The sequence below is a fragment of the Microbacterium sp. MYb64 genome (genome assembly GCF_002979495.1).
In the GTDB taxonomy this organism is placed as follows: domain Bacteria; phylum Actinomycetota; class Actinomycetes; order Actinomycetales; family Microbacteriaceae; genus Microbacterium; species Microbacterium azadirachtae_A.
The window spans coordinates 37,075-49,763 of record NZ_PCOW01000013.1 but is presented as its reverse complement, the minus strand read 5'-3'; the positions used below and the strand labels follow the sequence as shown (position 1 = coordinate 49,763).

The 12,689-nt window shown below is 71.0% G+C and carries 13 protein-coding genes and 1 tRNA gene; 5 read left to right on the top strand and 9 right to left on the bottom strand.

Features of this window, described 5'->3' with window-relative positions; translation table 11 throughout:
• The first annotated feature begins 6 nt into the window (after positions 1-6).
• Both CQ044_RS12565 and CQ044_RS12560 read left to right on the top strand, forming a co-directional pair.
• Positions 7-567 (top strand): RNA polymerase sigma factor, encoded by a 561-nt coding sequence (locus tag CQ044_RS12565; RefSeq protein WP_105688782.1) that lies wholly within the window; start codon positions 7-9, stop codon positions 565-567.
• Entirely contained in the window at positions 564-1,685 is a 1,122-nt protein-coding gene (locus tag CQ044_RS12560) for a DUF4349 domain-containing protein (protein ID WP_105688781.1), read from the top strand. The genes CQ044_RS12565 and CQ044_RS12560 overlap by 4 nt, the downstream gene beginning before the upstream one ends.
• Here the strand turns inward: CQ044_RS12560 and trpS are convergent.
• Positions 1,673-2,713 (bottom strand): tryptophan--tRNA ligase, encoded by a 1,041-nt coding sequence (trpS, locus tag CQ044_RS12555; RefSeq protein WP_105688780.1) that lies wholly within the window; start codon positions 2,711-2,713, stop codon positions 1,673-1,675. The two genes, CQ044_RS12560 and trpS, sit on opposite strands and share 13 nt — an antisense overlap.
• A gap of 229 nt (positions 2,714-2,942) precedes the next feature.
• Here trpS and CQ044_RS12550 point away from each other — a divergent pair, with 229 nt between their 5' ends.
• Positions 2,943-4,283: an acyltransferase gene (locus tag CQ044_RS12550; RefSeq protein ID WP_181158308.1), complete on the top strand. Its 1,341-nt coding sequence runs from the start codon at positions 2,943-2,945 to the stop codon at positions 4,281-4,283.
• On the opposite strand, the gene CQ044_RS12545 is transcribed toward CQ044_RS12550, so the two are convergent.
• From CQ044_RS12545 to CQ044_RS12515, 7 genes are all read right to left on the bottom strand, one after another.
• Positions 4,249-5,052 (bottom strand): ABC transporter ATP-binding protein, encoded by an 804-nt coding sequence (locus CQ044_RS12545; protein WP_105688778.1) that lies wholly within the window; start codon positions 5,050-5,052, stop codon positions 4,249-4,251. The genes CQ044_RS12550 and CQ044_RS12545 overlap by 35 nt on opposite strands.
• Positions 5,049-5,879 carry an ABC transporter ATP-binding protein gene (locus CQ044_RS12540; RefSeq protein ID WP_105688777.1) on the bottom strand — a complete coding sequence of 277 codons (831 nt, stop codon included), beginning with the start codon at positions 5,877-5,879 and terminating at the stop codon, positions 5,049-5,051. The genes CQ044_RS12545 and CQ044_RS12540 overlap by 4 nt, the downstream gene beginning before the upstream one ends.
• A complete protein-coding gene (locus tag CQ044_RS12535; RefSeq protein WP_105688776.1) occupies positions 5,879-6,706 on the bottom strand; it encodes an ABC transporter permease in 828 nt (275 codons plus the stop codon). The genes CQ044_RS12540 and CQ044_RS12535 overlap by 1 nt, the downstream gene beginning before the upstream one ends.
• Positions 6,703-7,674, bottom strand: a complete 972-nt coding sequence (locus CQ044_RS12530) for an ABC transporter permease (RefSeq protein WP_105688775.1) — start codon at positions 7,672-7,674, stop codon at positions 6,703-6,705. The genes CQ044_RS12535 and CQ044_RS12530 overlap by 4 nt, the downstream gene beginning before the upstream one ends.
• 37 nt (positions 7,675-7,711) lie before the next feature.
• A complete protein-coding gene (locus tag CQ044_RS12525) occupies positions 7,712-9,217 on the bottom strand; it encodes an ABC transporter substrate-binding protein (RefSeq protein WP_105688774.1) in 1,506 nt (501 codons plus the stop codon).
• 46 nt (positions 9,218-9,263) lie between these two features.
• Positions 9,264-10,004, bottom strand: a complete 741-nt coding sequence (locus tag CQ044_RS12520; protein WP_105688773.1) for a DUF1684 domain-containing protein — start codon at positions 10,002-10,004, stop codon at positions 9,264-9,266.
• 147 nt (positions 10,005-10,151) lie between these two features.
• Positions 10,152-10,224: transfer RNA gene (locus tag CQ044_RS12515), tRNA-Glu, on the bottom strand.
• 128 nt (positions 10,225-10,352) lie between these two features.
• On the opposite strand from CQ044_RS12515, the gene CQ044_RS12510 reads away from it, so the two are divergent.
• Positions 10,353-10,991 (top strand): MBL fold metallo-hydrolase, encoded by a 639-nt coding sequence (locus tag CQ044_RS12510; protein WP_105688772.1) that lies wholly within the window; start codon positions 10,353-10,355, stop codon positions 10,989-10,991.
• 1 nt (position 10,992) lies between these two features.
• On the top strand, positions 10,993-11,520 hold the full coding sequence (locus tag CQ044_RS12505) for a GNAT family N-acetyltransferase (protein ID WP_308736930.1): 528 nt from the start codon (positions 10,993-10,995) through the stop codon (positions 11,518-11,520).
• On the opposite strand, the gene CQ044_RS12500 is transcribed toward CQ044_RS12505, so the two are convergent.
• Positions 11,489-12,658: a cation:proton antiporter gene (locus tag CQ044_RS12500; RefSeq protein ID WP_105688770.1), complete on the bottom strand. Its 1,170-nt coding sequence runs from the start codon at positions 12,656-12,658 to the stop codon at positions 11,489-11,491. The genes CQ044_RS12505 and CQ044_RS12500 overlap by 32 nt on opposite strands.
• Positions 12,659-12,689: the final 31 nt, after the last annotated feature.

Sequence of the window (12,689 nt, the reverse complement as noted above, 5' to 3'; positions counted from 1 at the left end):
GCCGGAATGGCACACGACGCACACGACAGGACGCTCGTCGCGCGCGCGGCGGCGGGGAGCGAGAGCGCCTTCCGCACGCTGTACCGCGCCTACGCCCGCCCGGTCTACTGGATCGCGTACGGCATCCTCGGGGATGCCGGCGACGCCGAGGATGTGACCCAGGAGGCCTTCGTGGTCGCCTGGCGGAAGCTGCCCGGCCTGGAGCTCGCGGGCGATTCGCTGTTGCCCTGGCTGGCGACGATCTGCCGGTTCCAGGCGGCCAACCGGCTGCGCCGCCGCCAGCGCGATGCGGCGCACACCGCCGAGGGCGTGGACGAGCTGCTCCCCGCACTGATCGATGTCGAGCAGCAGGTGATCGCCGCCGAGCTCGCCGACAGGATCGCCGCGGAGCTCGACGGGATGACCGTGCTCGACCGGGAGATCTTCCGGTTGTGCGCGACCGAGGGCTGGGACTACCGGGCCGCGGCCGCCGAGCTCGGCGTCGGGCACGGCGTCGTCCGTAACCGTCTCTCCCGCGTGCGCACCCGCCTGCGCGGCGCTGTGACCGAAACGGAGCCCGCATCATGACCACGACCCCCACGGGCCTTCCCCCGCTGAGCGACGACACGGTCGACCGCATCGAGGAGGCGGTCTTCGCGCAGATCGCCGAGGAGCGCGACGCCGAGAAGGTCCGCGCCACCACCGCGCGTCATCGCGCTCGCCGCCGCGGCTGGCTGACCGCAGGCGGCGTCGCGGCGGCGTTCGCGGTGGGAGTGCTGGTCACGCCGGCGATCCTGAACGCCACCGGGTCCTTCTCCACGGCGTCGTCCGGATCGGCCGCTTCTCCCGAGCCGTACCACGCCGCCTCCGGCACGGTGCCGGGTCCGGAGTCGGCGAAGGATCTCGCCTCGTCCTCCGCGGGCGGCTCCGCGCCGTCGACGAACGAGGCTCGGGACGTGATCCGCACCGGATCCGCCACCGTGCAGGTCGACGACGTGCGCAAGGCCGCCGATGCCCTGGCCGCTCTCGCCGAGAAGCACGGCGGTTTCGTGGAGAGTCAGCAGATCGGCTCCGCCCAGGGACCCGTGGCGACCGATGGCGGGATCGTCCCTCCGCCGTCCGGAGACGGCTGGGTGACCCTGCGGGTGCCTGTCGCGGACCTCGACGCCGTGATGGACGCGCTGCGGGGACAGGGCACGGTGCTGGCGACCTCGATCGGCACGAACGACGTGACCACGGCGACGACCGACCTGCGCGCGCAGATCGACTCGCTGACCGCGTCCGTCACGCGCCTGACCCAGCTGATGTCCCAGGCGACCTCGGTGTCGGATCTGCTCACGGCCGAGACCGCGCTCACCGACCGCCAGTCCCAGCTGCAGTCGGCGCAGCAGCAGCTGAAGGACCTCGAGTCCCAGGTCGCGATGTCCTCCGTGCAGGTGACGCTTGTGCGCGAAGCACCGGCCGCGGCGGATCCGGGAGGCTTCGGCGACGGTCTCGCCGCAGGCTGGAAGGGACTCATCGTGTCCCTCAACGCCCTCGTGATCGCCCTCGGATTCCTGCTTCCCTGGCTGGCTCTCGCGCTCGTCGTGGTGCTCATCGTCTGGGCGATCGTGCGGACGCGCCGTGCTCGGCGCACCCGCCGCACCACCGACAGGAGCACGCAGGCCGCGGAGACCGAGCCCGAGCCCGAGGCTCAGAAGCCGTAGCGCATCCCCATCGCGGCGCGGACCTCGTCGAGGGTGTCGACGGCGATCCCGCGGGCACGCGCATTGCCCGCGCGGATCGCCGCGGCGGCGTCCTCCGGCGAGATCCGCGCTCGGCGCTCCCTGTGCGCGCGCAGGAAGTCGTTGACGGCGGTCGTGGTGACGCGCTTCAGTTCGGCCGCCCCTCCCGTGCCGATCCGGGCCGCGACCTCCTCCGGGGCGACGCCCAGACAGGTGGCGGCCGTCGTGAGGAGGCCTGCGACGCCGGGACGGCGCTCGGGGTCGTACGCGATGAGCCGCTCCGAGTCCGTGCGCGCGCGACGGATCGCGAGCGCCGTCTCCTCCTCGCTCATGCCGAGGGCGATCCCGTTCCCGTGGCTCTTCGACATCTTCCTGCCGTCCAGCCCCGGCAGCTCTGGCGAGTCCGTCACGAGCCCTTCCGGCACCGGGAAGACCGCCCCGTACCGCTCGTTGAAGCGTCGTGCCACGGTGCGGGTCATCTCGACGTGCGGGAGGTTGTCCTTGCCGACCGGCACGAGCGTCCCCTTACAGAACAGGATGTCGGCCGCCTGATGCACGGGGTAGGTCAGCAGCAGTCCGCCGAGCGCCCGCCCCGAGTCCTGCGCCTCGGCCTTCACCGTGGGGTTGCGGTGGAGTTCGGCCTCGGTCACGAGGCTGAGGAACGGCAGCAGCAGCTGATTCAGCTCCGGGATCGACGAGTGCGTGAAGAACACCGTGCGCTCGGGATCGAGCCCCGCCGCGAGGTTGTCGCGCACCGCCTCGACGATGTTCTCGCGGACCTCTCCCGGGCTCTCCCGGTCCGTGATCACCTGATAGTCGGCGAGCACGACGAAGGTCTCGACGCCCGCGGTCTGCAGGCGCACGCGCTCGAGGATCGTGCCGAACAGGTGGCCGAGATGCAGGCGCCCGGTGGGGCGCTCCCCCGTCAGGATCCGATGCTGTTCCGGGCGCGCGGCGATCTCGGATCGCAGCCGCGTCATGCGGGCGGTCGTCGCGGTGAAGGTGTCCATGTCTGCTCCAGGGTCGGGAGCCGCACGGATGCACTGCGCACATGAGGAACGCGGGCCGCCATGCAGCCCGCGTGAATGAGAGGTCGTTCGTTGCGCGTGCGGCTGCTAGAGCAGCCACCACCAGGAGTTCGTCACGCGCATGGGACCATCGTACGCCGGTCCCCGACCGCGGCTCGCCGACCTCGTTCGATGCCACGCGCGGCATGCGGGCGCCGCTAGGGTCGTCGCCATGGGCAACGCCGCCGTCTCCGCAGCCAGCGTCGTCCGCGAAGGGCGGGATCTGACGCTGGACCTCACCCGCGTCGCGTGCGTCGTGCTGGTGGTGTTCGTGCACATCCTGTTCACCGGCGTCGGCCGGCGCCCTGACGGCTCCCTGCTCATCGAGCGCACCGTCGAAGGCCAGGTCTGGTTCGACGCGGTCAGCTGGATCCTGAACATCATGCCGTTGTTCTTCGTCGTCGGCGGCTATGCGGCCCGCGCGGGCTGGCGATCCGCACAGCGTCGCGGCGACGACGCCGTCGGCTTCATCCGCCTGCGCCTGGCGCGGCTGGCCCGTCCGGCGATCCCCGTGTTCGTCTTCTTCTCCGTCGCCCTGGCGGCGACCCGCATGCTCGGCGTGGATCCCGCGCTCGTCGACACGATCGCGATCGGCGTCGGCTCCCCGCTGTGGTTCCTCGCCGCGTACCTGCTCGTGCAGGCCCTGGCTCCCTGGATGATCGGGCTGCATGCCCGTTTCGGCATGTTCTTGCCGCTCGTGCTGCTGGCCGGCGCCGCGGCGACCGACGCGCTCCGCTTCCTCGTCGCCGGCGGGCTCTTCGGACTCGGCCACGTCCCCTCGACCGGCTACGGCATCGGCGCCGAGCTCTTCGGCATCCCCAACGTGGTCTTCGTCTGGCTGTTCGCCCAGCAGGTCGGCTTCTTCCTGTTCGACGGCTGGTTCTCCCGTCGCAGGTTCTGGCAGCTGCTCGGGCTCATCGCCGTCGGGTACCTCGCGATCTGGGGCCTCGTGTCCCTCGGTGGCTACTCCTGGAACATGCTCAGCAATCAGTGGCCGCCCACGATGCCCCTCGCGATCCTCGCCGTCGTCCAGGCGGCAGCGCTCACTGCGCTGCACCGCCCGCTCACGGCCCTCATGCGCACCCGCGCCGCGCAGGGCGCGGTGCTGCTCATCGGCTCGCGCCTCATGACGGTGTACCTCTGGCACCTGCCGATGATCATGGTCCTGATCGGGGTGCAGCTGCTGCTCCCTGTGCCGATGCCCGCGCCGGGCAGCGCGCTCTGGTGGTGGACGCGGGTGCCGTTCCTGATCGTCGTGCTCGCGGCGGTATGGCTCCTGTCGCTCTGGCTCGTGCGCTTCGAGAAGGCACCGGCCATGGGCGAGAAGCCGTCCCGCGGCGTGACGGCCGCGGCCGTCGTCGTCTTCCTGCTGCCGATCCTCGCGATCACGGCCTACGGCCTGGATCTCCCGCTCGCCGTCTGCGCGCTGATCGCCTCCGCGCTCGCGCTGTGGCTCGTCGGCGCATACCGCGCGCCGCTCACGCCTGCGGGAGCCTCGGCACCGCGTCGATGAGAGCACGCGTGTAGGCGCTCCGCGGGTTCGCGAGCACATCGGCGGTCCGCCCGGCATCGACCACGCGTCCGCCCTGCAGCACCACGACGTCCGCGCACAGCTCGGCGACGATCGAGAGGTCGTGCGAGACCATCACGAGGGTCATGCCGTGCTCGGCCTGGAGGCGCGCGAGCAGCCGCACGATGTCGAGTCGGGTGGACAGGTCGAGCGCGCTCACGGGCTCGTCCGCGAGCAGCACCCGAGGGCGCGTGATCAAGGCGCGCGCGATCGCGATGCGCTGCCGCTGCCCTCCGGAGAACTCGTGCGGGTAGCGCAGCAGGGCGTCGTCCTCGAGCTCCACATCCCGCAGCGCCTCGACCAGCCGATCCCGGCGGGAGGCGCGCGCGTCCCGGTCCCCGCGCTCGGCGTCACGGTCGTGGTCGCGGTCACCGAGCCACCGCAGCGGCTCGGCGAGGACGGAGTCGACGCGCTGACGCGGATCCAGCGAAGCGAAGGGGTCCTGGTAGACGGGCTGCACCGCACGCCGGAAGGCCCGCACGGCGGCGCGAGACCCCGAGGCCGGAGCCGCCCCCTCGAACAGCACCCTTCCCGCGGTTGGACGCCGCAGGCCGAGCATGAGCGAGAGCGCGGTGGTCTTGCCGGATCCGGACTCGCCGACCAGCCCGAGACTGTGCCCCTCCTCGACCGCGAAGGTCACATCCTGCAGGGCCGCGGGGGCGGATCGACGGTAGTGATGCGAGACCCCATCGAGCGTGAACAGGGCGCTCATGCGCGGCCTCCCTCTCCGGCGGTACCGGTGCCGCTCAAGCGGTCGAGCGCCGACTCCAGCTCACGGGCCGCCCCCACCAGGCGACGGGTGTACTCATGCTCGGGTGCGGTCACGATGCGTCGAGCGGGGCCCTCCTCGACGGCCTCGCCGCGGCGCAGCACGATCGCGCGCTCGGCGATCCCGGCGACGACGGCGAGATCGTGCGAGACGAACACGAGCGAGGTGCCGTGCCGCCGCACCGCGTCGTCGAGCAGCTCCAGCACGGTGGCCTGGACGGTGACGTCGAGCGCGGTGGTCGGCTCGTCCGCGAGGAGGACGTCGGGACGGCAGACGAGAGCCATCGCGATCGCGACCCGCTGACGCTGTCCGCCGGAGAGCTCGAAGGGGTAGCGCTGCAGCAGTCGCTCAGGATCCGGCAGGCGCACTTCCTCCGCGGCCGAACGCACGGCTGCGCGCAGCGCCGCGCCCTGCAGACCGCGGTGCCGGCGCAGCGGCCGGGCGATCTGGTCGCCCACCCGCATGAGGGGGTCGAGCGCGGACGACGGATCCTGGAACACCGCGGCGATCCGCGATCCGCGGACGCGCTGCAGCACCCGCTCGCCGGCGCCGATCAGCTCGGTGTCGTCGAGCCGGATCGATCCGCTCGCCGTGAGCCCCGACGGCAGGAGGCCCAGCAGCGCGAGTCCGGTGAGCGTCTTGCCGGATCCGGACTCGCCGACGAGGCCCAGCCGCTCGCCCGGAGCGAGATCGAGGTCGAGGTCTCGGACCAGCTCCGCTCCCGCGCTCGTGACGATGCGGAGTCCCCGCACCTGCAGCGTCGCGCTCATCAGCTCCTCCCCCGTCTGGTCGGATCGAACCGCTCCCGAAGACCGTCCGCAACCGCGTTCGCGCCCAGCACGAGCAGAGCGATCACGGCGCCGGGGATGACGGCGCCCCAGGGCGACGTCAGCACGGTGCCCTGCGCCTCCTGCAGCAGCCGTCCGAGCGACGAGTTGGGCGGCGGCACGCCGAGGCCCAGATAGGACAGTGAGGCCTCCGCCATGATCGCGGCGCCGAAGAGGACCGCGAGGTTCACCACCAGCGCGGGCCAGATGTTCGGCAGCACGTGCCGCACGAGCACGCCCAGGGTCGGCGCACCCGACGTGCGCGCGGCCGTGACGAAGCTCCGCGACAGCACGCTCTTGACGAGGATCCGCGTGAAGCGCGACACGATCGCGGATCCGGCGATCCCGATGGCGACGATCGCGGTGTCCAGGCCGGGGCCCCTGGCAGCGACGATCAGCATCGCGAGCAGGAGCGTCGGGAAGGCGATCAGCACATCGAGGAGCGAGGAGACCGCGTCGTCCACCCACCCCGGCAGCAGCGCCGCGGCCGTGCCGACCACGAAGCCGATGACGCCGGCGAGGGCGACGGCGCCGAGCCCGACCAGCATCGCGATCCGCGTGCCGGCGAGCATCTGGCTGAACAGATCGCGCCCGAGTTTGTCGGTGCCGAACAGGTGCGCGCCGCCCGGCGGCACGAGCCGTCCACCCGATGTGTCGTCGAGCGGGAACGGCGTCCAGAACACCGAGACGAGCGCCGCGACGGCGAGCACCGCGAGGATCGCGATCCCGATCGTGAGTGTGATGTCCCGGCGCCGGAAGGATCGGGTCATGCCTGGCCCCCTCTCGCCGAGATGCTGCCCCGCAGGCGCGGGTCGACGAGGCGCTGGGCGACGTCGGCCAGGAAGCCGATGAGCAGCACGAGGGCGGTGGTGACCACGAGCACGCCCTGGATGCTCGGGTAGTCGTGCTCGCCGACGGCCTTGACCAGCAGCGCGCCGAGGCCGGGGAGCGTGAAGACCGACTCGACCACCACCGCGCCGAGCAGCGTGGACGCCAGTTCGATGCCGAGGATCGAGATCACTGGGACGGCCGCGTTGCGCACCCCGTGCGCGAAGAACGCTCCGGCGCGGCTCTCCCCCAGCGCGCGGGCCGTGCGCAGGTAGTCGGAGTCGAGGACGTCGAGCGTCGCGGAGCGCACGTAGCGCGCGAGCGAGGCGCTCATCACGATGACGATCGTGATGACCGGCAGCGCGAGGGCGCTGAGCGCCGCACCCGGATCGGCCCAATCGTCCCGCGGGAAGCCGCCCGAGGGCAGCAGTCTCAGCGTCAGCGCGAACAGCCAGACCACGAGGAGCCCGACCCAGAACACCGGCACGGCGATGCCCAGCTGAGTGATGGCGCCCAGCAGCGCGCCGTACCAGGTCCTGGCCCGCGCCGCCGCGACCACTCCGATCACGGAGCCCAGCAGGGTCGCGATCACGAAGGAGATGAGAGCGAGCGGCAGCGTCACCGCGAGCCGTGCGGCGATGTCGCCCGCGACGGGAGCGCCCGAGGTGAACGACGTGCCCAGATCGCCGCGGAGCAGTCCGGAGAGCCACGATCCCAGCTGCACGATCACCGGCTGGTCGGATCCGACCTGCGCCCTCGCCGCCGCGATCTGCTCCGGCGTCGCGTTCACCGAGATGAGCGCGTTCGCCGGGTCGCCTGGCAGCACCCGCAGCAGGAGGAAGACGACGAGCATCCCCACCAGGAACGAGAGCACCAGGAAGAGCAGGCGGCGAACGAGGTACCGGGTCACCGCGCTCCTGTCCGCCGTTCCCGCTCGACGGCTGCGATCACTGCGTCTTCTCGATGTCCGCCACGAAGAACTGCGAGTTCAGGCCGTGCACGGGGTAGCCCTTGACCGAGCTCGACGCGACGACGATCTGCGGGGCGAGGAACAGCCAGTCGCTCGCGGCGTCCTCCGCGATCTGCGTGTTGACCTTCTTCAGGATCGCGGTCTGCTCGTCGGTGCTGCTCGCCTGCTCGGCGTCGGCGACCCACTGCACGACCTGCGGGTTGTCGTAACCCCAGTAGAAGTCGGGGTTTCCGTACCAGACCAGGTCGCGGTCGTTGACGTGCTCCTGCAGCGTCGCCGCGAAGTCCTTCTTCTGGAAGACATTCGTGTACCACTGGTCCTCGGAGATCGTGTTGATCTTCACCGTGACGCCGACCTTGGCCAGCTCGGACTTGATGAACTCCGCGACCGCGGGGTGCGGGTCGTAGGACGGGGTGTCGAGCGTGAACGAGAGGGAGGACTGCCCGGCCTCGGCCAGCAGCGACTTCGCCGCCGCGGGGTCGTACGGGTTCACCGCGGTGAGGTCCTCGTACCAGGGGTCCGTCGGCGGGACCATGGATCCGATCAGCGTGCCACGGCCGTCCCAGATCGAATCCAGCAGCTTCTTGTTGTCGATCGCCTGCGTGATCGCCTTGCGCACCCGCTTGTCGTCGAAGGGCGCGACCTTGTCGTTGAAGGCCAGCAGCTCCTTGGTCGTGGAGGTGTTCTCGGAGACCGTGAAGTCCTTGTTGCCCGTGAACTGCGTGAGCGCGTCGGGGCTCTGCACCTGGGTGACGATGTCGACCGCGTTGGTCAGCAGCGCGTTGGAGAGCGCGGACGCGTCGGTGAAGTAGGTGAAGTCGACCTCCTTGCTCTTCGCCGCGGTGCCCCAGTAGTCGGAGAAGCGCTTCAGCGTGAGCGAGGAGCCGCGCTTGAACTGGTCGACCGTGTACGGCCCCGTGCCGTCCTCGGCGGTCTTCAGATCCTTCGCGTCGGTGTTCACGATCCACACGTACGTGAGGTTGTACGGGAACGAGATCGAGCGCGACTTCAGGTGGAAGACGACGGTCTCCGGGTCGGGCGTCTCGACGCCGTCCACGACCGCGAGCTGCGATTTGCGCGCGGACTGCGAGCTGTCGGAGAGCACCCGCTCGAGCGAGGACTTCACGTCAGCGCTGGTCAGCGCCTTGCCGGAGTGGAACTTCACGCCGCTGCGCAGCTTCACCGTGTAGGCGAGGCCATCGGGGCTGACCGTGTAGTCGGTGGCGAGGCGGTTGACGACCTTGCCGTCGTCGCTGAGCTGGAACAGCCCCTCGTACACGTTCCCGTTCAGCGCCTCGGTGACGCCCTGTCCGCCCGCGTCGACGTTCGACAGGTTCAGCGGCGCCGAGAGCGAGCCGATCCGGATGGTCGCGTTCGCGTCGGGAGTGCCGCCGGCCGTGCCGGCCCCGCCGGAGCACGCGGTGGCGAGCACGGCCACCACGGTCAGGGAGGCGGCGAGTGCCGCGATGCGGGAGAACTTCATGGATCGTCCTTGCTGGTCGGGAGACTTCAGTGCTGTTCGGGCTGCGTCAGTGCTGGTCGGGAAGAGGGAGGCGCTCGCCGGCGCGCACCGGCGTCGCCAGCCGGTTGGAGAGCGGCGGCAGCGGGCAGTTGTACTGGTCGGAGAAGCCACAGGGCGGCACGAACGCGCGGTTGAAGTCGAGCACGACGTCGCGGGTCCCGTCGAGACCGGAGTCGTCCTGCACGAACAGGAACCGTCCAGGACCGTAGGTGCGGGACTCAGGATCCTCGGTGCGGTTCGTCGGGTCCGCGAACACGAGCAGCAGCGTGCCGCCGTCGTCGAACGCATCGAGCGAGTAGTCGGTGCCGTCGATCGTGACCGCGAGGTCGCCTGGCACGGGCAGTTCGCGGCTGAGGCCGTTGTCACGGAGGTGCTCGTAGGGCACGGCGCGGCCGCCGTCGACCGGGGTGAACGTGCCGGTCAGTCGCCAGGCGGGGTCGTAGTCGAACGTCGCGATGCCTTCGAACTCACGATTGCGCGCGGATGCCGCGTCCCAGAACCGCAGACCGCGCTCGGGCTCCCCCGTCGTGAGGTGGCGGCGGGTCAGCTCGGTCACGACGACCGTGTCGGGCAGGCCTTCGGACGCCTCCTCGGGCGTCGTCCCGTCCTCGGGATCCAGCCATCGCGTCTCGATGAGGGCGAGGTTTCCCTGCGGTGCCGTCACTGCGGCGAGCCGGTCCGCCTTCCACTCGTCGTGGGCGGCGCGCGCCGCCGTGGAATCGGCGTCGGTCGTAGCGTTCACAGGCATCTCTCCAGCCTAGGTCGAGGGTTTCCCCCGCTCCTCAACGCTCGTCATCGTTCGTCGTATTCCCGGCGGCGCGTGTCGGCTTCGCGGCGATGCCTCCCGGGAACGACGAAAGCCCTCGGCGAACCGAGGGCTTTCGTGTGTTGTCTGTGACCCCAGCGGGATTCGAACCCGCGTTACCGCCGTGAGAGGGCGGCGTACTAGGCCGCTATACGATGGGGCCTTCTTGGCGATCCGTTTCCGTCTCGCGACAACCGTTCAAGTATGACATGACCCCCAGCGGCCGCCAAATCGAGCCCGCCTCGATGCGAACCCCGGGTGTGTCGCGCCCCGCAGGATTACGCTCGGGGAATGCGCATCACCAAGCATGAGCACGCGGCGCTCCGCGTCGAGGACCACGGCCAGACCCTGCTCATCGATCCGGGGAGCTTCACGCTCCCGCTCGACGAACTGCACCGCCTGGTGGGCGTCGTGATCACTCACGAGCATGCGGACCACTGGACGCCGGAGCACCTGGACAGGATCCTGCGCGCCGCCGCCGGAACCCCGATCTTCGCCCCGGCCGGCGTGGTGCGCGCCGCCGAGGGGTACGAGATCACCGAGGTCGCTCCCGGCGACACCGTCACGGCGGGCGACTTCACGCTGCGCTTCTTCGGGGGCGTGCACGCGGAGATCCACTCCTCGATCCCGCTCATCGACAACGTCGGGGTGCTGGTGGACGACGAGCTGTACTACCCGGGCGACTCCTACGCTGTGCCGGAGGACGTCGAGGTCGGCACGCTCGCGGCGCCGCTGGGCGCCCCGTGGCTGAAGATCGGCGAAGCGATCGACTTCGTGCTGGCCGTGAAGCCCCGCCGAGCGTTCGGCACGCACGACATGACGCTCTCCGTGATCGGCTCGAACATGCACCGCGGACGCCTGAAATGGGCGACCGAGCAGAACAGCGGGGAGTTCTTCGAGCTGGATCCCGGCGACGACCTCGAGGTCTGAGGTGGCCGCCGCGCGCCTCCTCCCCTCGCCCACCCCACGGATCCGCTCCCGGGAGATGGACGACGGCGACCTCGATCCGATGGCCGCGCTCCTCGGGGATCCCGAGGTCATGGCGTTCTATCCGGCCCCGAAGACGAGGGACGAGAGCGCCGAGTGGATCGCGAACCAGCGCCGGCGCTATGAGCAGGACGGCCACGGCCTCTGGATCATCGAAACCGCGGAGGGCGAGTTCCTGGGCGACTGCGGGATCACCTGGCAGACGTACAACGGCATCGCCGTCCGCGAGGTCGGCTACCACGTGCGCGCGGACCGGCAGGGCGAGGGCTTCGCGACCGAGGCGGCACAGGCCTGCGTCGAGCTCGTCCGCAGCGTGTTCGCCCCGACCGCGCTGACCGCCATCATCCATCCGCAGAACGCCGCGTCGCTGCGGGTGGCGGCCAAGCTCGGCATGACGCACATCGCCGACGACCACGCTCATCCGTGGATCGTGCGCACGGTCATGGGGATGCAGGTCGCTCCTCGGGGCTAGCCGGCGGCGACGATGCGGCATTCCGTCGCGAGACGACGGCGACCGCGGCGGAGCACGCGACCACGGCCACGAGAGCCCCGAGCAGGATCGCGGCCCCCTCTCCGGGCAGCAGCGCCTTGGTCTCGACGCCCAGGGCCACCGCCGCGACGGGCACGCCGAGCTGCCCCGCCGACGCCACCGCCTGAGCCCAGAGCAAGCCGGTGACGCGCCCCGCGAGGTGCGCGACGACCGCCGCGGCGCCCAGCGCGAGTCCGAGCAGGATCATCTCGGGGTGCGATCCCAGATCACGCAGATTGATCGAGGCGCCCAGCCACACGAAGAACAGCGGCCCGAAGAAGCCCTCGGTCATGCCGAACAGCTGACGGGCGAGACGCCGCGGCTGGCCCACCGCCGAGAGCACCAGTCCGAGCGTGAAGCCCGCCATCATCACCGAGACGTGCGTGAACTGCGCGATCCCCGCCAGCCCGAACAGCGCCAGCAGGCTGAACCGCAGCTCGAGCGCGAACTGCCGGTCCTCCGAGACTTCGTGCAGCACCCGCAGCCGATGGGTGCCGACGCGTCGGAGGACCAGCACGAGCACCACCCCCACCACGGCGATGCCGACCCCGCCGAGCGCGACGAGCGGCACGCGCTCCGGCTGCAGCACGAGCGGGAGCGCGACGATGCAGGCCACGTCGGCGATCGCGATCTGCGCGATGAGCTGCGCGGCGGAATCGGCCGAGACATCGAGGGACCGCAGCATGGGCAGCACGAGCGCGGCCGAGGACGAGGCGATGAGCACGGAGTAGACCGCCCCGTGCGAGGTGCCGAACAGCAGAGCGGTGCCCACGCCGAGCGCCACGGCGACCGCGGCCACGATCGCGGCGCCCGCCGCGCCGCGCCCCACCGCGGCGCGCACCGCGGTGTCCCGGATCGGGATGTGCGAGCCGATCACGAGCATGATGAGGCCGAACCCGAGCTGTGCGAGCAGCGTGAACGTCGGCTCCGCCGCGTCCACCCAGCCGAACCCCGTCGACCCGATCACGAGCCCCGCCCCGAGCTCGCCGGCGATCACGGGGATCCGCCAGGCTCGCCGGGCGGAGAGCACGGGGCCGGCGAGTCCCACCAGCACCAGCAGCGCCAGGGTCGCGAACGTCATGCGCACACTCTAGATCCGCCGGTCCGCGTCC

Excerpts from the sequence above, each read along its gene's own strand:
- CQ044_RS12565 (WP_105688782.1), top strand. The coding sequence starts at position 7 with ATGGCACACGACGCACACGACAGGACGCTCGTCGCGCGCGCGGCGGCG.
- CQ044_RS12560 (WP_105688781.1), top strand. The coding sequence starts at position 564 with ATGACCACGACCCCCACGGGCCTTCCCCCGCTGAGCGACGACACGGTC.
- trpS (WP_105688780.1), bottom strand. The coding sequence starts at position 2,713 with ATGGACACCTTCACCGCGACGACCGCCCGCATGACGCGGCTGCGATCC.
- CQ044_RS12550 (WP_181158308.1), top strand. The coding sequence starts at position 2,943 with ATGGGCAACGCCGCCGTCTCCGCAGCCAGCGTCGTCCGCGAAGGGCGG.
- CQ044_RS12545 (WP_105688778.1), bottom strand. The coding sequence starts at position 5,052 with ATGAGCGCCCTGTTCACGCTCGATGGGGTCTCGCATCACTACCGTCGA.
- CQ044_RS12540 (WP_105688777.1), bottom strand. The coding sequence starts at position 5,879 with ATGAGCGCGACGCTGCAGGTGCGGGGACTCCGCATCGTCACGAGCGCG.
- CQ044_RS12535 (WP_105688776.1), bottom strand. The coding sequence starts at position 6,706 with ATGACCCGATCCTTCCGGCGCCGGGACATCACACTCACGATCGGGATC.
- CQ044_RS12525 (WP_105688774.1), bottom strand. The coding sequence starts at position 9,217 with ATGAAGTTCTCCCGCATCGCGGCACTCGCCGCCTCCCTGACCGTGGTG.
- CQ044_RS12520 (WP_105688773.1), bottom strand. The coding sequence starts at position 10,004 with ATGCCTGTGAACGCTACGACCGACGCCGATTCCACGGCGGCGCGCGCC.
- CQ044_RS12510 (WP_105688772.1), top strand. The coding sequence starts at position 10,353 with ATGCGCATCACCAAGCATGAGCACGCGGCGCTCCGCGTCGAGGACCAC.
- CQ044_RS12500 (WP_105688770.1), bottom strand. The coding sequence starts at position 12,658 with ATGACGTTCGCGACCCTGGCGCTGCTGGTGCTGGTGGGACTCGCCGGC.